16 protein-coding genes are annotated in these 23,875 nt (G+C 42.5%); 6 read left to right on the top strand and 10 right to left on the bottom strand.

The window, feature by feature from the left end; all coding sequences use genetic code 11:
* The first annotated feature begins 80 nt into the window (after positions 1-80).
* Complete coding sequence (locus tag V7K21_RS27895; RefSeq protein WP_335178973.1) at positions 81-260, top strand: NACHT C-terminal helical domain 2-containing protein; 180 nt, start codon at positions 81-83, stop codon at positions 258-260.
* 453 nt (positions 261-713) lie between these two features.
* On the opposite strand, the gene V7K21_RS27890 is transcribed toward V7K21_RS27895, so the two are convergent.
* Both V7K21_RS27890 and V7K21_RS27885 read right to left on the bottom strand, forming a co-directional pair.
* Positions 714-932, bottom strand: a complete 219-nt coding sequence (locus V7K21_RS27890) for a hypothetical protein (RefSeq protein ID WP_335178971.1) — start codon at positions 930-932, stop codon at positions 714-716.
* A 91-nt stretch (positions 933-1,023) separates the two neighbouring features.
* Entirely contained in the window at positions 1,024-1,485 is a 462-nt protein-coding gene (locus V7K21_RS27885) for a globin domain-containing protein (protein ID WP_335178969.1), read from the bottom strand.
* A 206-nt stretch (positions 1,486-1,691) separates the two neighbouring features.
* On the opposite strand from V7K21_RS27885, the gene V7K21_RS27880 reads away from it, so the two are divergent.
* The 3 genes from V7K21_RS27880 (at position 1,692) to miaB (ending at position 5,842) form a co-directional block, all read left to right on the top strand.
* Positions 1,692-3,128 carry a carotenoid oxygenase family protein gene (locus V7K21_RS27880; protein ID WP_335178967.1) on the top strand — a complete coding sequence of 479 codons (1,437 nt, stop codon included), beginning with the start codon at positions 1,692-1,694 and terminating at the stop codon, positions 3,126-3,128.
* A 430-nt stretch (positions 3,129-3,558) separates the two neighbouring features.
* A complete protein-coding gene (locus V7K21_RS27875) occupies positions 3,559-4,353 on the top strand; it encodes a Uma2 family endonuclease (RefSeq protein ID WP_335178965.1) in 795 nt (264 codons plus the stop codon).
* A 124-nt stretch (positions 4,354-4,477) separates the two neighbouring features.
* Positions 4,478-5,842: a tRNA (N6-isopentenyl adenosine(37)-C2)-methylthiotransferase MiaB gene (miaB, locus tag V7K21_RS27870; protein WP_335178963.1), complete on the top strand. Its 1,365-nt coding sequence runs from the start codon at positions 4,478-4,480 to the stop codon at positions 5,840-5,842.
* A 69-nt stretch (positions 5,843-5,911) separates the two neighbouring features.
* On the opposite strand, the gene V7K21_RS27865 is transcribed toward miaB, so the two are convergent.
* The 6 genes from V7K21_RS27865 to V7K21_RS27840 all read right to left on the bottom strand — a co-directional run bounded on the left by V7K21_RS27865 (position 5,912) and on the right by V7K21_RS27840 (position 18,090).
* The gene (locus V7K21_RS27865; protein ID WP_335178961.1) at positions 5,912-8,848 is read right to left on the bottom strand and encodes a lamin tail domain-containing protein; all 2,937 of its coding nucleotides are present in this window, start codon (positions 8,846-8,848) and stop codon (positions 5,912-5,914) included.
* Positions 8,849-8,858: 10 nt separating this feature from the next.
* Positions 8,859-9,029, bottom strand: a complete 171-nt coding sequence (locus V7K21_RS27860; protein ID WP_335178959.1) for a hypothetical protein — start codon at positions 9,027-9,029, stop codon at positions 8,859-8,861.
* Between the two features lie 67 nt (positions 9,030-9,096).
* Complete coding sequence (locus V7K21_RS27855) at positions 9,097-13,176, bottom strand: TonB-dependent receptor (RefSeq protein ID WP_335178957.1); 4,080 nt, start codon at positions 13,174-13,176, stop codon at positions 9,097-9,099.
* Positions 13,173-14,723 carry an isopeptide-forming domain-containing fimbrial protein gene (locus V7K21_RS27850; RefSeq protein ID WP_335178975.1) on the bottom strand — a complete coding sequence of 517 codons (1,551 nt, stop codon included), beginning with the start codon at positions 14,721-14,723 and terminating at the stop codon, positions 13,173-13,175. Before V7K21_RS27850 ends, V7K21_RS27855 begins: the two co-directional genes overlap by 4 nt.
* A gap of 156 nt (positions 14,724-14,879) precedes the next feature.
* Positions 14,880-15,443 (bottom strand): hypothetical protein, encoded by a 564-nt coding sequence (locus tag V7K21_RS27845; RefSeq protein WP_335178955.1) that lies wholly within the window; start codon positions 15,441-15,443, stop codon positions 14,880-14,882.
* Between the two features lie 172 nt (positions 15,444-15,615).
* The gene (locus tag V7K21_RS27840; protein ID WP_335178953.1) at positions 15,616-18,090 is read right to left on the bottom strand and encodes a beta strand repeat-containing protein; all 2,475 of its coding nucleotides are present in this window, start codon (positions 18,088-18,090) and stop codon (positions 15,616-15,618) included.
* 803 nt (positions 18,091-18,893) lie between these two features.
* Here V7K21_RS27840 and thrC point away from each other — a divergent pair.
* Both thrC and V7K21_RS27830 read left to right on the top strand, forming a co-directional pair.
* Positions 18,894-20,204, top strand: coding sequence for a threonine synthase (thrC, locus tag V7K21_RS27835; RefSeq protein WP_273767552.1), 1,311 nt, complete (start codon positions 18,894-18,896; stop codon positions 20,202-20,204).
* Positions 20,205-20,292: 88 nt separating this feature from the next.
* Positions 20,293-20,568 carry a ubiquitin-like small modifier protein 1 gene (locus tag V7K21_RS27830; protein ID WP_298916355.1) on the top strand — a complete coding sequence of 92 codons (276 nt, stop codon included), beginning with the start codon at positions 20,293-20,295 and terminating at the stop codon, positions 20,566-20,568.
* Between the two features lie 69 nt (positions 20,569-20,637).
* On the opposite strand, the gene V7K21_RS27825 is transcribed toward V7K21_RS27830, so the two are convergent.
* Complete coding sequence (locus V7K21_RS27825; protein ID WP_335178951.1) at positions 20,638-20,826, bottom strand: hypothetical protein; 189 nt, start codon at positions 20,824-20,826, stop codon at positions 20,638-20,640.
* A 1,104-nt stretch (positions 20,827-21,930) separates the two neighbouring features.
* A complete protein-coding gene (locus V7K21_RS27820; RefSeq protein ID WP_335178949.1) occupies positions 21,931-23,586 on the bottom strand; it encodes an iron uptake porin in 1,656 nt (551 codons plus the stop codon).
* Positions 23,587-23,875: the final 289 nt, after the last annotated feature.

Raw genomic sequence — 23,875 nt, 5'->3', positions numbered from 1 at the left:
GCAACCGCTTTCTCCCCCTTAAAATGATTATCATTATTATCAAAGCGTGAATTCTTGTTTTTTGTTGATTAATTTATTCTTTGGAAGTCCCTAATCTCACTCAAGAAATGGTCAACTTATCTGAGGAAGAAGCGAAAGCACTCGGCGATTATCTCTACACCAATTATCTCATTATCCAATGCAAACAAGCAGCAGTGCGAGTATCGCCCCAAACCTGGGAAGCAATTGAGGCGCGGATGTTGTTGGTTCCAGGTAGTTAAGCAACAATAGGAAAATGAAAAGATAGCCAGATAAACGCTCCATGAGTTCATTACAACAGGCTAAAGATACAAAAACTCGAACCTTTGCAGCAATCTTGCATTAGGAAGAGGATGTATATATAGCTGAATGTCCATAAGTAGGAACCGCCAGCCAAGGAGAGACGATAGAAGAAGCGATGCTAATTTGCGGGAAGCAACGGAACTGTATTTAGAAGAGTTCCCACTTCTTGAGATAGCACCTTGTCACTTGCTAACCACATTTGAGATAACCAGGGCCTAAGCTACCAAGAGTTCAAGCTTCTGAAGTTATTAGTGTTCTGGAACGCTTAGAACGTGGATTAAATAAAATGCAAAACTTCATCCTGTATCTAGCTTCCCTCTCCTTTATAAGGAGAGGGATTGAGGGTGAGGTAAGCTAGGGATATAAATTGTATGTTATTTAATTCTTGTTCCTTAGTACAGTTTTGCATAAAAGCGTAGCGTTTTGAATGCATTGGGATACATTGGCATTGCATCAGGACGCATTAACATTGTATCGGGACGCATTGGCATTGCATCAGGATACATTGGCATTGTATCGAGACGCATTGGCATTGCATCAAGACGCATTAACATTGTATCGGGATACATTGGCATTGCATCAAGACGCATTAACATTGTATCGGAATGCATTGGCATTGTGAGAGGCTCGCCAAATTTAATTTGCTACGAATTAATGAAATGCTGTAATAAGTTCTTGCCGTTATGACACTAAGTCCTGTAGTTAGGAATGCACAAGCTGTGGTTTTTTCTCTTCACCCACATATATTTCATCTTCTCTGTTGATAAATACCTCAGACAATACTTGATAAGCTTCACTCCAAGCTGCCATCACTTCTTCTATAGCTGCTTCCCCCAAAACATCTTTCATTGCTTGCAGTAAACTTTCTCCGACAATAGGATATTGTTCTGGTGTAACATGGGTCTGCACATGGCGATGAGCAATCTTTTCCACCATCGATTTTAAAGCAGGCAAATTATCAATTTGGTTAGCATAGCCATAAACTGCTGTAGCCAACCTCGCAGGCTGAGAACCATTTGCTTGAGCAGACATATCAAATTGTTCTTTGATTTCTGGATGGTTTTGAAACATAATTTCATACATCCGAGTTGTGATTTGCTCACCGTTCTTTTTTAAAATAGGTGCTGTAGATTTGACGATATCTATTGTTTGTTGGCTAATCATAGTTTTCTGAACCACTTGGAATGTTGATTGACTTCAATTTAGTGGTTATTCCCATTCGTTACTATGAGCTAGCTCAGTTAACGAGTAATATCATGTCAAAGCCTCTATACATCCACAGCTAGAGGCATTGTTAAAAAATTGCAACAAAGATAAAAATGTCAGAATGCAGTTATGTACATCGATAATTTATCAAGTGAGAATTTTACATGCATACCATTGAAAGAAAGTCAACAACAAAAGCCTGGGCAGGTGCGATCGCAGAACCAGCAAAAGAATTTCCCTCTACCCAATTGCCAATCATTTCTGGCAAAATCCCAGATGGCTTGCGTGGCACACTTTATCGCAATGGCCCGGCACGGCTAAAACGCGGTGGCGATGGTGTGGGACACTGGTTTGATGGAGATGGGGCAATTCTCGGCGTCCATTTCACTGATGCAGGAGTCACCGGAGTCTATCGCTATGTGCAAACAGTAGAATACCAAGCTGAAACTAAAGCAGATAGGTTCCTCTATGGTGTTTATGGTATGCACACCCCAGGGCCGATCTGGAAGCGCTGGGGCCAAAAAATCAAGAATGCAGCGAATACTTCAGTCTTGGCTTTACCTGATAAACTGTTGGCTTTATGGGAAGCAACCAATCCCTATGCCCTTGACTTAGAAACTTTAGAAACAAAGGGATTAGATGATTTAGGTGCTTTAGACAATAACTTACCTTATTCTGCTCATTACAAGCGTGATCCAGACACAGGCGAGATTTTTAACTTTGGAATCAGTATCGGAAGTTCTGTACAACTGAATCTCTACAAAAGCGATGCTACTGGCAAAATTATCCAAAAAGCTGCTTTTAAGCTAGATCGCTACTCAATAATGCATGATTTTGTTTTAACTCAAAGGTATCTGGTGTTTTTCATGCCACCGATACAGATGAAAATGCTGTCAGCTATGCTAGGTTTGACTACCTTTAGTGAGTCTCTGTTGTGGGAACCTCAGTTAGGAACCCAGGTGTTAATTTTTGACCGCGAAAACTTATCCTTAGTTAGTCGTAACGAAACCGATCCCTGGTTTAATTGGCATTTTGGCAATGGCTATGAAGATGAAGACGGTTCTGTGATTTTAGACATGGTGCGATATTCAGATTTTCAACAAACTAATGAATATCTTAGAGAATTCGCAACTGGTGAGACACACACACTTCCTAAAGGAAGATTATGGCAAGTGCGTCTCAATCCCCAAACAGCTAAAGTCACAGCAACGCAAGAAGTTATCAACCGCAGGTGTGAGTTTCCCGTAGTGCAGCGATCGCAAGTTGGGCAACCTTGGCGTTATACTTATGTATCATTAATGCCTCAAGGTACAGATACAGGCGAAGAATCGTTTAGTGTGATCGCTCGTTTTGACTATAAAACCGAAACCCTCACCGAAGCAGACTTAGGAGAAAATCGTTATCCTTCAGAACCCATTCACGCCCAAGACACTCAAAACCCTGAACAAGGTTGGGTGCTAACTGTTGTCTACGATGGTAATTCTGATAGTAGCGAAGTTTGGGTATTTGATAGCGATCGCCTGGATGCCGAACCCGTTTGCAAACTAGGATTACCCAGCGTCATTCCCCACAGCTTTCACGGCACTTGGAACCCAGCATAAAAAAGTTATAAGTTATGAGTTATAAGTGAAAAATTCAATACTTACTTTTAACTCATAAAAGAACAAGAGTTTCAGAGAGTTATTGCGGAAGTCCTAAAATTAAATTTGGCAATGGCAATGCGTTCCTCTGCAATGCCAATGCGTCTCTCTACAATGCCAATGCGTCTCTCTACAATGGCAATGCATCCCCCTACAATGCCATTGTATCCCTCTGCAATGCCAATGTATCCCTCTGCAATGTTAATGTATCCCTCTGCATTTAAAAACGCTACGATTATTATGCAAAACTGTACTTAGCAATTAGCAAAGATGTATATACAATCTCTTCAAAATTATCTAAAGATAAGTATTTTGGCAAAATTGGGATACTCCCCCATCCCTATGCTGGAAACGATAAAATAAAAAATAAACTTACATTCATGCTGTGTTTATGGCAACCCAACTCAGCAAAGCCAAATCACCAACAGAACTGGTAATATCTTGGGAAGCGTTGCCCGACGACTTTCAACTAGAGGATGAACCAGTGGAGAATACGGGTCAGCCAATTTTGGCTGGTGCTTTGCGTGAAAGTCTAGAAATCAGTGGATTCATTCAACCCCAGATGTTAATAGCCTCGAATTTTGGTCTTTGTGCGACTGTTAACGGGCAATTTATTGCGAAAGCACCTGATTGGGTTTATGTGCCGTCGGTTAATGAAGTTGTAAGTAATCGCAAAAGTTATACACCCAATTTAAAAGGTGATATCCCGGCGATTGTTATAGAATTCCTATCCGACACTGAGGGTGGGGAATATTCGGTAAAGCGAACTTATCCACCAGGAAAATGGTTTTTCTACGAGCAAATTTTGCAAGTTCCCATCTACGTGATTTTTGAACCAGATAGCGGTTTATTAGAATTTTATCAACTAGAAAATAGACGCTATGAGTTAAAGCAACCTGACGAAAATGGTCGTCATTGGATTGAGACAATGGGCTTATTTTTGGGAACTTGGCAAGGAACAAAAGAAGCTCGAACTGGTTATTGGTTGCGCTGGTGGAATGAAGCTGGTAATTTGTTACCTTGGGCTGTGGAACAAATTGAACAAGAACGTCAACGCGCTGAACAAGAACGTCAACGTGCTGAACAAGAACGTCAACGCGCTGAACAAGAACGTCTGCAAAAAGAACAACTGATTGCTTATTTGCAATCTCAGGGCATTGACCCGAATAATTTGCCTCCGTTCTAGTAGAAAGTAAAAAGTTACTAATAACTCCAAGATTTTGTTTTCGTAGGGTGCGTTAGTGACAACGTAACGCACATAGAATAAAAATAAACCTTATATACATTACGCTGATTAAGCATAATTGCCCATGACCTCCTCTAAACGCCACTACCACATTACTACCTTCGGTTGTCAGATGAATAAAGCTGACTCAGAGCGCATGGCTGGCGTTTTGGAAGACATGGGCTTTGAATGGTCAGAAGACCCGAATAATGCAGATGTGATTCTCTACAATACCTGCACAATAAGGGATAATGCCGAGCAAAAAGTATACTCCTACCTCGGCAGACAGGCGAAGCGCAAACATGAGCAGCCTGATTTAACCCTCATCGTTGCAGGTTGTGTTGCCCAGCAAGAAGGTGAAGCGCTGTTGCGGCGAGTCCCAGAATTAGACTTGGTAATGGGGCCACAACACGCCAACCGCCTCAAAGATTTGCTGGAGTCGGTGTTTGACGGTAACCAAGTTGTAGCAACCGAGTCGGTTCATATTATTGAAGATATCACCCAGCCGCGACGGGATAGTAAAGTGACAGCTTGGGTAAATGTAATTTACGGCTGTAACGAACGCTGCACCTATTGCGTGGTTCCTAATGTGCGTGGTATAGAACAATCTCGCACACCGTCAGCTATCCGGTCTGAGATGGAAGAATTAGGACGCCAAGGTTATAAGGAAATAACTCTACTCGGTCAAAATATTGACGCTTACGGCAGAGATTTGCCAGGAACAACAGCAGAAGGACGGCATCTGCACAACTTCACAGATTTACTTTATTATGTCCATGATGTATCGGGGATTGAAAGGTTAAGATTTGCTACTAGTCATCCCCGTTATTTTACAGAGAGATTAATTAAGGCTTGTGCTGAGTTGCCCAAAGTGTGCAAACACTTCCACATTCCCTTCCAATCTGGGGATAATGAACTTTTAAAGGCGATGGCGCGGGGTTATACCCATGAAAAATATCGCCGGATCATCGATACCATTCGGCGGTATATGCCAGATGCTTCGATTAGTGCTGATGTGATTGTCGGTTTTCCTGGGGAGACAGAAGCACAGTTTGAAAATACCCTGAAACTGGTGGAAGATATTGGCTTTGATATGTTGAATACAGCAGCATATTCACCGCGTCCAGGGACACCTGCCGCTTTGTGGGACAATCAACTCAGTGAAGAAATTAAAAGCGATCGCCTGCAACGGCTCAATCATTTAGGAAACTTGAAAGTAGCAGAGCGATCGCAACGTTACTTTGGACGCATTGAATCCGTTTTAGTAGAAGACCAAAACCCCAAAGATCAAACTCAAGTTATGGGACGCACTGACGGTAATCGTCTGACATTCTTCAATGGCGACATCAAAGAACTGAAAGGGCAGTTAGTGAAGGTAAAAATTACCGAAGTTCGTCCTTTTAGCTTGACGGGTGAACCAATTGAAGTGAGACAAGCTGTAGCAGTATAAAAAGAGGGGTAAAAGGAAAAGGTTAGGGGAAAGGGAATCTGATAATTTAACCTTTTTTCTTTCTCAAAACTACTTCACTTTAGTGCGAAAGCGAACAAAGCCGTAAAAATCTTTGACGAGATTGGGTAAATCTGGACTCCGCGTAATATTTACCAACACCGCTCCATTGGTGTTAGCACCGCAGTATGATGGGGCTACCTCGTTAGCAGCATAAAAGCGGCCGCGATCTGCATCCTCTACATTGCTGAGGTAAACTGTGGGACTGCTAGAACCAATAGCAAGAGCTATACCTTGATCTGCTCCTGCTAGACCGCCATCACGAGGAGTACTACCATTAAAGGCAGTGGGAATAAAAGTAGTATTAGTAGGAACCAAATCGCAGAATTTAACATTAGTAGCATCACTTGGTCCCTTAGAAAGGAAGTAGATAGTGTATTCCAACTCATCTCCTGGCTTGACAGTGCCACCATTAATCAATCCCCGCAGGTAGCTAGCAGGCCATTTTGTATCGTTATCATCAGAAGCATAGGGTTCTGGGACATAATTGGTCGCAGTAATAGCAACATCGCTACGACCATCCACAATATCGGTTAAATCTTGGTTATTGATGCGGGTGATGCGTTTTACTAGCAGCAGTTTAGGACCAACACCGTTATTGTTCTTGCCAACGCTGGTAATGCGACTATTTGTAGCATCAGTGTTTATCGTTGGTAAGTAGTTGGGACACCGCGTTTTCGCGTTCCCACTAGTAGTTGCTTCCCAGCAAGCACTAGCATTTGTATCTTGGCCATTGGGAGTTAAGCTGATAGATTGTCCAGTGCTAGCGCCAACTAAAGAAGACTGATAAGTATTGTCCCAGAGATTAAGAACACTTGAAGGAGGTGTATTAACCTCACTACCACCGCCGTATGCGATATAGTCAATAATTTTATCCTGGTTATCGTACAACCAAATATCATCACCAGAGTTGTTGAGTTTGGGAGTTTGTCCTAACCAAGCTTGAAAAGCTGCTCCTGTTGCTTGATGATTGGCGTTGTTATCCCCAATCCAAATCACAGCATATTTCCCTGGTTGTAAGGTTGTGCCGTTAGTAAATGTATAAGTAAACCCGTTAGTACCATCATTATCATTAGCAGTTAAGTGTCCATCTGCTAACTTAAAACCGCTTAAATCTACAGCTGATGAGGAAGCATTATAAAGTTCAATAAACTCATCGTTAGTGTTAGTAGTAGTACCCGTTTCGCTATATAAAACTTCATTTATTATGACTTTACCAACGTTGGGTGAAACTGCATCAATAATATTAAATGGAGTTGGTTGAGTTTGACCAGGATAATAAGTCCATAAATCCAGCCCTTTAGCATCTCCAAAAGAGCCAGAGCATGATACATTAGTATTACCAGCGCTACCAGACTGACCAAATTTCCGGTCATTGCTCGCGGTGTCAAAACCGTTAATCGTGTCGCTAAAGGCTGGGTTTGGTGGACCAATACCACAGATTACCTGACCAGAGGTCTGGACTTGAGTACCATTGAGAGTTTTATAACCGCGATCGTCATAAAATCCTCTGGTATTGCCGAGTGGATTAGTGGCATTCAGCATTGTAATGGTAGGGCCGCCAGTAAAGTTGTTTTCCGCATCTAGCAAGGGAAAGTGATATTCACCTCCAAAGGTTCTGACATTGACTTTATAATTACTGCTAACTGGAAAAAAATTACCACTGTTATCTTTACCATCCCAACTAACCGCTTGCTGTCCCGTTGTGGTCATAATCCCTCGCAAAAGACGGTTTTGTGAGTTGGTTGGATCAAAATTACTACCGTCTCGGCTGATAATGAGTTCATAATTACCTGTGACATTGCTGCCAAAGTTAAAAGTACCGCCTGTACCGTAAGAACTATTATTTCCTGTAACTGTGCCGTTGAATTGTAAGTTACTGATAACAGGAATAATTGGGCTAAGGGGAATGCCAGTTCCGTCTGAGGTGCCATCTGATTTGTAACGTTCAATGTATGAAAGTGCGCTGGCGTCGATGGAGTTGAAAAAGGTAGGATATTGGGGACGAGCCAAACTAACGCCACCTTGGGGATTAGCCAGCTGACCATCCGCCCCTAGTAGGTCATGATAGAGAGGCGTTTTACCATCACTATCAAAAAAGCCAGCCTGATTACCATAGAGAACGAATCCATTCGGGTCTGTACCTCGGAGTTCTACTTTATACTTAAATCCATCTAGGGTTACAGGATAGACAGGGAAGTTGAGATATCGACCGTTACCGCCAGTAAATAAAGCCAGATAATAGCTGAATAAGCGTCCGTTTAAGTCAGTTGTTGAAGTTTGGTCGTTACTACGTAGTGTTACATCCCAAGCTGCAACACTACTTCCTTGTTGAGCATTAAAGTTGTTCGCGTTGGCCAAATTAATTTCACCAGTTGGAGTAATTTCACTTGAGGAGTTGCCGCCCAAAGGTCCGTAAAAAACGATATCATAAACTCCAGTGGATGGAGCTTGGTAGTAGCATGGAATATAGCCATTGGGATTGCCTCCACCAGAAATAGCACGGGGCCCATTTAACTCCTGTTGGCGAGTTGAGATAACCCCTCGTCCAGCTTGTTGAGTAGAACACGAAAAATATCCTGTGTTGGGAATCGTTTCACTACCAATATTTCCGGTGACACTACCAGGATTATAAACGCGGATATCACCATTACTTATCCCAACTGCGCTGGAACCCAAAAGAATGTACTCATCTTTGTTGGCGTAGACCTTAAGTAAGGTTCGTCGCAGCACAAGATTGCCATAAGTGTTGGTACGCCATTCCAGGTTAGCTCTGCTACTGCTGGCTGTGGCGCTACTGGGATATAGTGTGCGACTACCTTCAGCCTGAGCGACTTGTGTCCAGCAATTCAGGGCGCACAGTGATAGAGCAAGACTACTTAGTAGTCTTTTATAGCGTTTGGGGAGTCTATTGTTGAGCGCTAAAAAATGTTTTAAAAGTAGACTCATTTATGCTTTACTAGCTCCTGATTTTAATTGGATGAGTGCGATCTATTGCATTCATGGCTGATTCAGAGGTTCCACGCTGGTGGTGCGCCGCTTTTAGGTTTCCCATTGTGTAAGAGAATCTACCATCTTGATTCATATTCACTGTGGCGATCGCTTTTAAATTCTTAAATAAAAATTTCATATTTACTATCTGCGTATCATTATGGAAATCAGTTGTAGATAGGTTACATTGCAACGTATCTACACGTTTAAATTGATGGATCTGTTTGTACTCTTGCTCCTGTGCTTCCTTGTTGGCGTAATTTCTCTACCAGGGTTTGCACGGGAGATTTTTGTTGCTGACGCGCTACAGGCTTTTGCTGTCCAAAGCCATCAAATAATTCGTTGAGCTTGACGTTTATACCCAAATATGCACCGCCTGCGGAACGTGTTCCTGAGAAATCCCGATCATCAACTTTACCAAACACATATCCAGCTGAAACGCGCAGGTTAGGCGTGAGGTAGTAGCCTGTTTCTATGACAAACCCTGTTTCGCTGTAGCTAGACTGACTAATTACACGAGCCTCACCCACCAAGTCCCAGCTATATCCCAAACGATAGGTTGCCCGGAATTGGGCTAGATTTACTGTACTCGTACCAGCTAAATCGCTAGCTATGTAAGAGGTGCTGTTACGCAAGGCATATTTGCCGTAGAATTCCCATTGCCAGTTAGGGGCATAAATAGCTTCTAAAGCAAAGGTATGGTCTTGGGAACCCGTACCACTCCCTAGGAGGATGGTGTCAGGAATAGTTGCCGGATTTTGGCGATATTCATAACGCAATAAAGCATTAAATTTATCGCTATTGGGGTCGCGGTAGGCTAAACCTAGCTTCAGGTTAGCGGTATCTCCCAATCCTGAAAGTTTTTGATTGGAAGAACCAGCTTGTTGATAACGTACCAAGGCTGTAAGAGCCGGAGAAATTTTACCCGTAACACCTGCGGTAATTACTGTATTACTACCACCAGAAGAAGAGCGATGTTCGTAACGAGCGCTGGCTTGAAACTGCGGATTATCAGAGTATTCCAGCCCCACACTATAACTATCGCCACCATCAAATCCGATCGCAGATGCTGATTGACCAAAAGCAAAGGGTTGAGCATATTGTTGACCCGCCGCAGTCCGTCCGAAGAAGTTGCCAAATACGTGTTCGTAAGCAACGTTCAGCCGCAATCCAGAAACAATAGTCCAGCGATTATTTAGACCAATCGCCCCTTGGGTAGTCATTTCGTTAGCACCACCCAAAATTGAGTAACGACCTGTCAAGGTAGTATTTGGTCCGAGTTTGTGTTCACCATTGACACTCAAGCTGGTGATGGAATTACCCGAATATTGACCGCTAGTGTAAAACTGTTGGGCCAAACTGATATTGACACCAGGAATTGCTGCCCAATTCAACCCTAAGATGGTACGGTCTGGGTAAACAGTATCTTTTTGGGAAGATAAACTCAGTTCATTTTGGGCTTGGAAAGTCAGATTCTTAGCGATGGGAACTGAAAAACGCGATCGCAATTGATCAGAATTACCACTTAGGGCACTGTCGGGGATGCGGTCTTCCCGATGACGATGAATCCAATCCACATCAAGGGTAGCGTTACCCAAGCGTTGTTGAATCCCAGCAGAAATCGTCGTCAGTGAATTATCAACATTGCTCCCAGGTATGGCCTCAGAACGGGGTGCAAACAGTTCTTCAAAGGTGTCTAGGGGTTGGGGAGCAATCCCAAAGTTGTCTTCGTGGTCATATTGCGCCCTGACGTTGGTACTTGAGGTGAGTTTAGCTGTAACCTGCGCTCCATAACGGGTTTGTCCTGGGACAAAGCTGATAGTGGAATTATTAGCAAAACCTGTATCAGCAAAGCGATAATAAGCACGACCTAGAATCCCATTGGCAATTTGTCCCTCAGCTTCTAACCGATACGCATCACCCCTGACTTTTCCCACCACATCAGAATCATTACTGGAATGGGCATATTCTGCGATTAACTTACCTTGATCACCCAAAGCAATCAGTGCATCTGCGCCGTAGAGTTGAAAGTCACGCACCCCGTGATTTTCTTGGACGTAAGTTGCACCGATCCAACTTTCCTGATTGAGTTTGCGGGAAAGGTTATATTGCAGGCGACCTGCAAAAATATTGCCATCAGAGTCTTGGCTGTCATATTGATAGCTAACAACAATCCGGCGTACCAAGACTTGTCCAGTTTGATCAATATCAGTGCGAAGAATGGGTTCGCGGAATAATAAGGTACCGCGATCGTAGTCGATTTCGTAGTCTGGGCCTCGATTAAGCTGCTTGCGTTCTAGTACAGTCCCAGGACGATTGAGTTCTTCTAACTCGATAAAGACATTTTCACTACCTGGTTGTAGTAGTCTGCGAGAGAGGAAGTAATAGCCACTAGTGCCATCAGGAGGAATAGTATCCCGTTGAAACCCTTCTAAGTGGTTGCCATACAAACCTGTAATTTGTAAGTTGCCCAAGTTGTAGTTAGCTTTAAAGCCGTGAAGTTGACGGGTGATAGAAGTAAATTGCTGCGATCGCCGCGCAAATTCTTCTGTATTGTAGTCACCCCACATGGCATAATCAGGATCAGATCCGGGGATACGAGTTGAACGCTCAAAACGTAGAAAGAAGCTGTCTATAGAAGGAGCGGTGGCATCAAATGTCGAGCTATCGCCGTAGACAGGATAGTTTTGCTCACTGAATTGGTAAGTTTTAAATAGGCGATTATCGCAGTTGCAATCTTCATTGAGGCTACGAGAACTATTATATGCGCCTGTAAACAACCATTCCCCGATCGCACCAGTGGCAAATATCGCTGAATGAAAATCTAATTGCGTTCCGTTATTTTTGTCTGGAGGGAGGAAATCACGGAAACTGCCGTAATAATCTGTACCTCTAGCGCCCAAACGTAAATCTATTACCCCAGTCACCAAACTCGGACGTAGTGCTGTTTCAAATTGCAGTTGGGTAAATGCTTCTAAATCATTTGCGATCGCACGAATTCTCACAGTTTGAGCATTCAGTTGCGATCGCAAAGTAGCTGTAAATTGCCCCGCTTTCGCCTCTACTTGAAATCCGGGTTCATCGGGTTTGAAGTCTTTGCCAACAAACTCCCCAGCTGTGGGTATCAAAGTGACAACAGCATCACGGTTAGAGCGATTGCCACTTCCATCGAGCAGTTGACCCCGGATTGTAGCCGTAGAACGTCCATCTGCTGGAATCCGAGACTCAACAGTTTCTAAGGTTAGTTGCTGTGGCGCTCCCCGGACTGCGACTTGCAGTGTTACAACGGGTTCTGTTCCTCCGATAACTTGTGCAGAGATGGTGTTATTACCTTCTTTTAACGAGACACCATACCATGTCTGCGTTACCAAGTTTGCAGTGGTATCAGTTTCCGTCCGTCCAACTAAGGAGGGGTCTACCAACGCGCCATTCACCCGCAATTCCACTTGACTACCAGCGGGAAATTGCACAATCACCGTAGTAGCTGGTACATCTACTACGGTGTCAGGCGTTGGAGCCAAAATTTTGATTGCCGTGGAGATGGGTGGAGTAGGAGACACAGGAAGATTTTTCCCTTGTCCCTGTATCTCCATGTTCCCGCGTCCTTGCGCCTTTGCATCCTCAGCTACTCCTGCTATTTTGCGTAAGCCTCTAGGCAAATCAATAGAAGTTGCTGGTTGAAATGGTTGTATTTCTGTTGGAGAAGCATGAAACTGTGTTTTATTGTCTCTGCGCCCGTCGTTCTTGATTCCGGCTATTTTGCGTAAGCCTCTGGGTAAATCAATAGAAGTTGCTGGTTGAAATGGTTGTATTTCTGTTCCACTTGGCTGAACATCTAGAATTGAAGTATCAGTAACTGGTGCTGAAGAAGTTGAGGGAAGTTCGGGGGGTGAAAGTTGCTTGTCTGAACTTCCTAAAAGAAGGGGAGAATTTGAATCCGTACTTTTTTCAGCAACTTTATTCCGATCCGCTTGATCTTCGACCTGACTTTTCACATGATCTGGAAAAACTAAAGCGAAACCTAACCCCCTAGCTCCCTTCCCTTGCACGGAAGGGGAAGAATTCAAAGCCTCTCCTCTAAGAGGGGAGAGGTTTTCCAGATTCCCTGAAAAGTCAGGATCTTCGACACCCTTGTCTGCTTGCAAAGGCGAATCGGGGAAAAAGAGATTTTCACTTGCAGGCTCCGCTTTGACGATGGCAGGATACAAAACGAGGCTGAGAGCTACTGGCATCACCCCGATCATATTCAGGTGAAATATAGTTGCATGGTGCAGTCTGGGCTTCATTTCTTGACTGGCTCCTGGAAGGCGGGGGTAACTGCGAAGTTCATACGTACCAAGCCACCAGGCTCTAAACGCACTAGACGAGATTGGCTATTCCGTTCGCGGAATTTTTTGTTGGGAGCTAGAGTGTAACCGGGTACACTGCTGAGGTCTAGTACACCCGTATGGTTTCCTGGTAAGGCATTGGCTAAGGAAAACAAACCATTGGGATCTGTGGTGATGCGGTTTCCGTCCTCCAGAAAAATCACTGCATTGGGGATTCCAGGCTCACCAGCTTGTTGTTCCCCGTCAAAGTTTTTATCAATAAACACGCGACCAATAATAGTGCCACAGTCGGAAACGATTCCTGGACGAATTTCTAACTGGTGTGTTGCAGGGCCATCCTTGGTGCTAAAACGGTTATCAGCCCGTTGGGCATTAACGATCGCACTGTTGCGACCGTTACCACGCAGAGCATCAGCTGTTAGTTGAGCCGCATAGGCAATATTCAGGGTTTTTTCTGTAGTAATTGTGACGTCTGTGCGGAATGTAATTGTGTTTCCATTACGTTCTGAGGTGATAGTAATTGCTTGACCATCCAACTCTCCCCGCACAGATTTAGGTAAGAACTGGAATCCTAAAGGTAAGTTGTCGGTGACAACTATATTATTCAAACCAGCATCAGCTAGATTTTTTACTGAGAGACGGTAGATTACTGTATCTCCAGGTTCAGCAGCAGCGCGATCGCCTGTTTTGATAATCTGCAACTGATTGGCTTGACACATATTTGTAGTGAATTCAAAGGCTAATAAGTCTAGTCCCACTGTTTCTGCACTAGGAACTAAGACAACTTTTTGCTCTAGCCTAGTCTCACCTGTAATATTGATTGGTTGACCATCTAAAGAAGTAGCGACATATCGCACCACATTATTACCTGGTGTGCCTGTGCTATCAAGGATTTCAATTTTGATGCGCCGTTGTTTGTAAATAGAATTTGGCGGTGGATTGACTACAAAAATGTAAGTTTTACCTGGAGCAGTTTGACCTTTATTCGGGTCGAGTAGAAAATTGTAGAAACCCGCAGGGTTATTTGTAATGAAATATGGGTTACTATTCTCGGTATTTGGCGGTTTACCGCCAATAACGTTGTTATTAGAAATATCCGGTAACTCTGTTCGAGTCAAAGCAAGCAAGCTGCCCAATTCTGTCCCCGTTGGGTCACTAGGGTTAAGTTCGTATACGCCAACTGAAAAACCTGTATAATCAGGTACAATAGCGCCTGCACAACCTAATATTCGCCCTAAGGGGTCAATTAATGGATTAGAGTTAACCTTAAGCTGATTAGAACTTCCTTGATATTCATAATTACTAACAGAATCTGTATAAGTATAAGTAGCTTGATTAGTTATTGGCAAAGACGCAGCCAGATTGTTAGTCGCTTGCGCTCTGGCTGGTATAGATATAGTAGTATGCAAAAAACTTACCAAAATAACGGTTGCTGTTAATCTTTTACACCAGATATTGTTATAAGTAATTTGCTTTTGTTTTTGAGGATGGCTCACTGAATACATTTCCTCTGGGATGCAAATTTTATTAATAAAAGCAATTAATTCTTGGGATAAATTCACAACTGGCGAACGGTATTTTGCACAGAAGGCAATTAGTAATTTATAATGAAAATTACAATTACAAATTACTAATCTTCGGAGTTTTTGTATCTTATTAAATCAACGCACTTGGGTTTGATAAGTCGCTTTGACTGTTGTCTTTGCTGCAACTAATGGCACTTGCAAACGGATATGGGTATAAAGATTCGCTGGTGCTGGTTTGGTTTCGACTTTACCGTCAGGAAGAGTAACTTTAACAGTGGGATTTTCGACAAAGCTGCGTCCGCCATCAATGCTGTAAATAACTTTGGCATTATTAGTAACATTGGCAGATTTGAGTACGTACACCATTCCTTGAGGAATAGGTTGATTGAGAATCAAATTCTTCACTGGGCGATCGCTCTTATTTTCGCCAATCAAGGTATATCGCAACACATCTCCTGGTCGCACCACAACTTGACCTTTCAAAGGTTGCCATGTCTTGCTTTGCTTACCTTGTTGATCCTGTGCTACCACTTGCTTCTCAGCTTCTAAGCGCAATTGTATTTGCCCTTGAGTTTTGACATTTTGAGCGTTCGCACTTGTAGAATGCCATAGAGAAGCTACTCCCGGTACTTGACTGACAAATGGAACTGTAGCAATGAGTGCGATCGCTCCTAAACTTGCAAAAGAAAGACGCTCCATATCAATAACCTCAAAAACACTTTCAGAATGTTGATTGTTGATTTATCTTTCCCTGTTTTGGCTAGGGAATAATCAGTTTGTAGTTAGCGCTTCAGCCCTAAATCGCCAACTACAAATACATAGGAGCTGTTACACCTCTCTTTGTTTGCAAAGAGGGGTGAGGTCAAACTACCTAGTTAACCTTGCGTTGGAAGGTAAATGTTCTTTGAATACCTGGTGCAACCTGTCCGGTGGCAGTATCTACATACTTGGTGATATCAGTGTTAACCGTGGTTCCAGTTTGGTCGATGCCAGAATTAGTAGCTGGATTACCATTGAAGAATTGGATAGTTGAAGCTCCAGAATCCTTAGCTGAACCAACAATGTTGCTAGTATCAATTTGAGTGTTATTGTCGTTGTCTAGCGCCCAGTTGTTGCCCGGTGCCCCTACTGTACCGTCTTCAGTAATCACAACTTTGTTAGCATTCAAAATCACGTTACCAGTTCCAGCTTGAGCATCAGAAATATTTGTGTATTGAATTTGGTACTCAATAATGTTTCCTGGTGCAGGGTTCTTTGGAGCGATACTCAATGTGCCATCAGTCCCTTGCACTGCTGGGCCAGTTCCTTGTAGAACTCGTGACGTTTTCACCATTTTCAAGAAGCCAGTGTAGACGCGATCAATGGAGATGTTGTTGACTTCACCGTTATTAACTACACCATCATTATTAGTGTCAATGAACGCAGTAATGGGTACTGGGAAACCTTTGTTGATATCAGTCGAGAGTTGCGTACCAGCTGGTAAGTCAACTTCTACACCATAATTAACACTGGCACCAGCAGCAACACCAGAGATTTTAATTGGTGTATTACTGGCTGCTATGGTAAAAATACCAGTACCACTATTGTAGGTATAAACAGCAGATTGATTGTTATAGCTAACAGTCACCTTTGTACCAGTTGGCAAATCTGTAGCTGTAGCTGGTGCAGTTGGCACTATTGTAATATCGTTAGGCGCAGTACCATTATTCTTAATTGTGTTAGTGAAGCCAACTGATTGCGGGTCAAGTGTACTACCAGGCGCTGTGTTGGGAGGAACAAAGGCAGATTTGTTGGTGAAGTCATCGTTGTTCCCCGATGGCCCAGTAGCATCAGGTGCATTATTCGGCCCATTTAAAATTGAGTTTGCCGTGGCGACTGAAACAGTATAAACGTTGACATCTCCTGTTACAGAATTAGCACCTTGGTTGTTATTGCCTGTGTCAGTTTGAGCGGTGGTAACTGTTCCAGGATAATAGCCAGAGTCAGGTGTAGTAGGAAAGGCTCCAGTAGTACGGTTGATATTATCTGGGTTTTGGTCACCTGAATCGTCGAAGAGTAGGGGACTAGCTGGATCACCAGCAGTTTTACCGAACACTTGAGCGATGTTGTTAACATTTGTCGCTGTCGTTCCTGTGATTCCAGTGGTCTTTACTTGGACTGTAAAGCCTGTAACGGTTGTCCCAGTGGCAACTGTAGAGATAGAGCTAGGATTATTAATAAAACCAACCCGTTTCACTGTACCGCCTGTTACTTGAGTTGGGTTAGTTTTCCACAGAGCCTGGTCAGCAGTTGTAGTTGCAGGATCTTCGCCAGCGTAAACCACTATCCACCCAGGAGGAGCGGTTGGAGTCCCATTAAGAGTTGTGGATGCTGGAAGTGCATCAGAAACTAAGATGCGAGTAACTGGACTACCATCTACATTGATACTTGTACCAGCTAAAGCTGCGGGTGTTAGCCCATTATTGGTTACGTCATTGCTCTCAACTCGTAAGCTTAAACCATAAGTCAGCACATCATCATTGAGTACGGAAGCATTACCAGGGTTGTAGGCTGTCCGAGTTTTGAGTATTGTGGCTAGAGCAACGGTTTTAACAGTGTTGCCCACTTGAATTTGCTGGGTAATACTAGCTTCTCGTGTACCGTTAATTGGTGCGCCAGCAACTTCCCCAGCACCTGCGTTATCAGGATTATCTACAGTATAAACGTCACCACCATCGGGACTCCGCAGTTGGTTTTGGGCATCACCAGGAGTATTACCAAGGGTAACTTTGATTACGTCACCCGATTGAGCGCCAGTCTGTACAGTCACTGGCACACGCACTAACACAGTACCACTAACCGGAATTGAGGGTGTATCTACACCACCGGCTGTTACGTTTGTCCAAGTTGCACCACCATCAGTACTATATTGCAGGTTATTAGGTGTACCACCATTTGGTAATGTGCCAGAAACTGTACCAGGCCCAGTTGTTGTAGCTTGGTTAGGAATGTGGAATTTGGTTGGGTCGTTACCGACGTTCGTTAGAGTGTAAGTGTAGATTAGTAAATCGTTAACTGCAACAGAGCCACCATTGACATCTGTAACACCCGACGCGGTGACCGTGATACCAGCAACTTCTGCCACAGTTACAGTTACAGTGTTAGATGTGGCATTTATAGTTGTCCCTGGCGCGTTGGGATCTTCGTAGGTCGCTGTTGCTGTGTTACTTATAGCTTGACCACCAGCTGTACCGTCAGCTAGTACAGGTGCAATAAATTGGAAAAGGCTACCAGTTAATAATGCTGTTGCTACTAGAGATTGGTAAGGCTGACGCTGCTTGTTGACAGATTTCTTTCGGTTTACCATAGAAACAGTTTGTTTATTTGCTGAACTTGTATCTTGGGTTTTGAGACAGGATAAAGTTCGGCAATTCCTTAAAGAATTACCGATTAGACCTGCCCAAAACCTTAGTACTTCGGGAAGTGCGTATTTGAGGAGTTAACTTATTGACACTCCTGAAAAACTATATTGAGACAATACGCAGAAAATTTATTGCCTACTTGTTTTACGCACACCATTGATTATCAAGGCTGGCAACCACAAATAGGAGTAACTTTATGTGAATTATCCATGTAAGTAGAAATGTAACTTTTACAGCTAATAAAGTCCTCCGTATAAATAAGTAACTTCTATAGCTGTGAATGAGTGCATTAAAGCTGACAAATTAACTTTATTTTGGCAATACACATCACAATTTTAGTGATTTAATCAGACGCTAAAAATGCTACAACTTATATAGGCAAATGCTTTTGAGCTTTTGCCGTCATATATGCATACTACCCTGTGGAGTCATTTAGATAAAAAATAAAAATAGAAGCTTAACTAAGTGATTCAGATCACTTGATGGGATAGTGATTGAAATAAATGCAAATTCATCATAACTACAATGCAATTTAATCATATTGCTCTTCAGTGTTAAAACTGAGTTTTTATGAGATGGAAAACAGAAGTGCAAATACTAAGTAAAGCAAGCCATTACTGATATCAAAGTTTTACAATAATCATTCCTTTCAATACCAAACATACCCGACAAAAATTGTCGGGTATGTTTGACTGGTATTTTTGCTCGTGTTACTATCAGGCGACAGATAAACAGGGAAAGCTAGTTTATGACTCAGGCAATCAAAACCCAAACCCAAACTCAAACCAGCACTGCCTACTTTCAAGCCTTGAAGTGTAAGGAATGTGGTGCAGAATATGAACTCAAAGCCAGTAATGTTTGTGAGTTATGTTTTGGACCGTTAGAAGTCAAGTATGACTACAGCGCCCTACGTCTAACTGTCACTCGTGAAACAATTCAAGCCGGGCCCAATTCAATTTGGCGCTATCGTCCCTTTTTGCCTGTCGCAACTGACAATGTTATAGATGTGGGAACGGGTATGACTCCCTTGGTTCGTTCCCACCGTCTTGCCCGTCGCCTAGGTCTAAATAAGCTTTATATAAAAAATGATGCCGTAAATATGCCCACCCTGAGTTTTAAGGATCGGGTGGTGTCAGTTGCCCTCTCCAGAGCGCGGGAATTGGGTTTTACTACTGTTTCTTGCGCTAGCACTGGTAATTTGGCAAATTCTACAGCTGCGATCGCAGCTCACGCCGGTTTAGACTGTTGTGTGTTCATCCCCGCAGATTTAGAAGCCGGGAAAATTCTGGGTAGTCTGATTTACAGTCCTACCCTGATGGCCGTCAAGGGCAACTACGATCAAGTAAATCGTCTCTGTTCGGAAGTGGCTAATACACATGGCTGGGGTTTTGTTAATATTAATCTGCGCCCTTATTACTCTGAAGGTTCCAAGACGTTAGGCTTTGAAGTCGCAGAACAACTGGGTTGGGAACTACCTGACCATGTTGTTGCTCCCCTAGCTTCTGGTTCACTATTTACAAAAATTTATAAAGGGTTCCAAGAATTTGTAGAAGTTGGTTTAGTAGAAGGTAAGAATGTTCGTTTCAGTGGCGCTCAAGCTGAAGGTTGTTCACCCATCGCCCAAGCCTTCAAAGAAGGGCGCGACTTTATTAAGCCAGTGAAACCGAACACAATTGCTAAGTCGCTGGCGATCGGCAATCCAGCAGATGGCATTTATGCTGTGGAGTTAGCCCAGAAAACTGGTGGTAACATTGAATCAGTCAATGATGCAGAAATTATTGATGGCATTAAGCTGCTGGCAGAAACCGAAGGCATCTTCACAGAAACTGCTGGTGGTACAACCGTGGCTGTGCTGAAAAAACTAGTAGAAGCTGGCAAAATTGATCCAGATGAAACTACCGTGCTTTACATCACTGGTAATGGTCTGAAAACTCAAGAAGCATTACAAGGGTACGTTGGCGAACCCTTGACTATTGATGCCAAACTCGATAGTTTTGAACGGGCGCTAGAGCGATCGCGTACTCTGGATCGCTTGGAATGGCAACAAGTCCTCGTTTAGTTAGGATTTAGGAGTTATAAGTTTTTTTATTCATGACTCCTAACTCTTAACTATATTCCTCACTCTTCACTCTTAACTTTGTACTTGTATGGCTGTAACAGTTTTAGTTCCTACTACTCTTCAGAATTTGACTAATAATCAAGCTAGTCTAGAATCCAGCGGTAGCACCATTGCTGAATTGTTGGACTCCTTAGAACAAAGCTTTCCTGGTATTAAATCCCGGTTGTGCGATGAAGAAGGCAAGCTACGTCGGTTTGTAAATTTTTACGTCGATAGTGAAGATATCCGCCATTTGGAAGGGATAAATACACCCCTGAAAGATGGGGATGAAGTAAGTATTGTCCCCGCTGTCGCTGGTGGTTAATACAGAGAACACCAAATAAAGTAGAAGGCTGACTAGACAAACCTTTGAAAAATTGCCTCGTTCCCAGTCTCACACTGGGAATGGTCTAAAGCTACCAGGGGGACGCAATTCTCGCCAACTACTTTCGGGTTCGGCTGTTGTAACTTGTTCAATATGAGCTAGTGATATTTGCCAAAGTTTATTCAAGCGAACAGCTAGCAGTTGCTCTTTAAACATAAATTCTATCTGCAATTTATCATCAACTATACTTAGGTTCATGATCAACTTTGTTGCTAATAATTTTTTTTCTACTATTACCTACAAAAGTTGTATCATAATCAGTATTTGCTGGAGCTTGGCAAGTGGCAAAATGATTCACTAGTATTGTTAAAATATTTTTGAAACACTGAAATATTATTCAATATAGAGAAACCGTAAGTATATCCAATTCATGGTACGATGTCTACGATGGGCTACGCCTACACAGGCTTTTTTGATGTCCCAAAGTGGTACACCTTATGCAATATTAATTAACGACAATATAAAACTAAATTTTTTTGCTGTAATTCATAACTAGACCTTTTGAGTAACCATTAATTCGTGCTAATAGTAAAATTTATAGCTGATAAGAATATCAAATTACAGAGAAATTAATATTTGTGTCTTATTGGTAAGTATTTGGCAATTTGGCAGATTGTGATTAGAGTCTTTTGATATATTGCAGAAATTACCAAGATGTTTTTACTTATTATACAGAGGACGGGCTAACCCCCGTCTTTTTTGCTGCTGATTATTTGGCATTTTGGCATTATATTACAACCAAACTATCATATATAGCAATCCTATTTGATTTGTGAGAATTGCAACCCGCAGATCCCCGACTTCGTAAAACTAGTCGGGGATCTTGTTTCTGCACGTTTGATTCAAGATTGTTATATCTTTAACATCTAAATTAATCTGCCATAAGCTATGACAGATTAATTTTCTATTTTAGCTGTTCGGGGATACTGGCGTAATGTTTCATCAGGTTTCAGGATATTTGCACACATCCTATAGGAAGATGCCCTATGAATATAATAATAAGTAAATTAATTCGGGATGTTGTTATGCACCAATACGGTTGGCTTAAAACTTAATCCTCCCTAACCCTCCTTAAAAAAGAGGAAATTAGAAAACCCAAGCGTATTGTGTTATGCATTGGATTTATATAGAGGTTTGGCTCACCGCCAAACCTTTTTTTATATCTTTTGAAAATCAGGCATGAGGGATTGGAAAAGAGATTTTCATTGTTTGTTGCGCCCAATTGGGTATAAGCGCCTGTCAACATAATTAATAATTATTGGATCAATACTTAAGTTTTATAATATTTATGTGCAAGCAGAATTAAAAACTAAAAGTACTCCGCAGAATGCCGATAGTAATTGAGTCACTATCTGGTGTGTTACCAGGCTCTATGATATGAATTATTCCTGGTGTAATGCTGATGTTATCTGTTAGCTGGAAACGATAAAATGCCTCAATTTGAGTGGTCGTTCCTGGTTGTCCACCTGCACGTCCTAAACCAGTATTGATAAAATCAGGGACATTATTCCCTACAGGTAAGTTGCTACTGGTAATTTTAGGAGGTTGACCGATGTAAATTCCGCCCAAATTTCCTTTAGCAAATAAATCAGGGAAATTTAGAAACACCATATAATTCGTCGTTTCTACATTTCCCGAGCGCCCAGGAATGTAAGATTTAGTATAACCACCCCATGCACCTGCACTAATGTGGGGGGAAATTTGCCAAGTTACAGTCGCACCCACAGCGTTAGTTTGCAGAGGTGCTGATTTTCCAGTAGCGGTATTAACTGTAGTTAAACATTCATCACCAACAAAGGTTAGTAAACAACCATCCGAAGAGTAATTGTTAACATAATACAGACTTAAATCTAGAGTATCGGTTGGTGTTAACAGCAATTGCACAGCCGTAGTGGTGGTTCCATCAAATAAACCGCTAGCTTTACCGGGATTTCCTGGTTGATAACTAGTATAAATTGCCTGCAAACTAGCGCGTTTAGCAAATTGCCAATCAATAGCTATACCGCCGTGACCGTATCCGATATTTAAAATTGGGTTTCTTTGGGCAAAATAAGACAGCGACCCGGTTGCAGCACTTTCTACTCGATTGGGGCCTCGGAAAGCAGCTGGCATACTTACGCCTTCTGTTCCCACCATTACTGCTAATTTATCTGTCACTAGCCAATGAAAATTGAGATCACTTATAATCAAGCTATCTGTAGGAAATTCGTAGCCAAGTAAAACATTATTCCGAGAAACACTATTGGTAAATCCAGGCGAACTTTTTCCTTTACCATCTAAAAGACCTGTAAACAAGTAACTACGGGGAGTGATTTGACTAGTTAAATACAGCTGCGCCAGGGATATAACATTAGTGTTTGTCGCTGTATCATCTGTATCTTTTTGTCCATCTCTAGGATTCACATCACCACGATTGCTAGTCCGTCCTTGAATGCCAACTATTAGTAGTCCACTGAGTTTGGTTGTTGTTGAGAATTGGTTGGCTTTTATTTCGGCTGTTTTGGCTTCTAAACTATCGACACGACCCCGCAAAGTTGCCAATTCAGGGGTAAATTCTGATTGCAATTTTTGTAATATTGCTAAATCTTCGCGAGTAACTAAATCGCTGGTGGGTGTAGTAAGTAATTCGTTGACTCTATCTAAACAAGCATTCACACCCGCAGCAAATTCATACCGACTTAAGGCACGATTACCGCGATAGCTGCTATCTGGATAGCCGGCTATACAACCATAGCGTTCTACCAAAGACTGTAATGCTTGGAATGCCCAATCGTTGGGTTGTACGTCCTTGAGTTGAGAAACCGATGTAACTTGCGCCATCGAATCTTCTGGGGAGAGGGGAAGAGAATTTGAATCTATACTCTCCTGCGCCTGAGTAGTTTCTGTGTCTGTGTACTCTTGTGCTAATGTTTTTTGGGCAACTCCATTTACTCCCGCAATTAGTAACCATGCGAGCATCCAGGTTTTGCGATGACTGCTGTTAATAAGTCTACATTTCAACTTTTTACACTCTTCACATACTTAAGTGAAGAGTGTATTCGTGATCATCTAGCGTTCACATGGGGAGATTTACGGATTTTGTCCAAAATTAGACTTAATCCTTCTGGGCAACTTCTGAAAGGACGAGTATAACAGGGTATTAAGTACTAGGGATTTTTAAGAGGCAGAGGGGCTGAGGGGGCAGGGGAGAGAGGGGATAGAGGGAGAAATAACTAATACCCAATGCCCCATGCCCAATACCCAATAC

It is taken from the genome of Nostoc sp., assembly GCF_036919595.1.
In the GTDB taxonomy this organism is placed as follows: Bacteria; Cyanobacteriota; Cyanobacteriia; order Cyanobacteriales; family Nostocaceae; genus Nostoc.
This window is presented reverse-complemented; position numbering and strand designations above follow the sequence as displayed.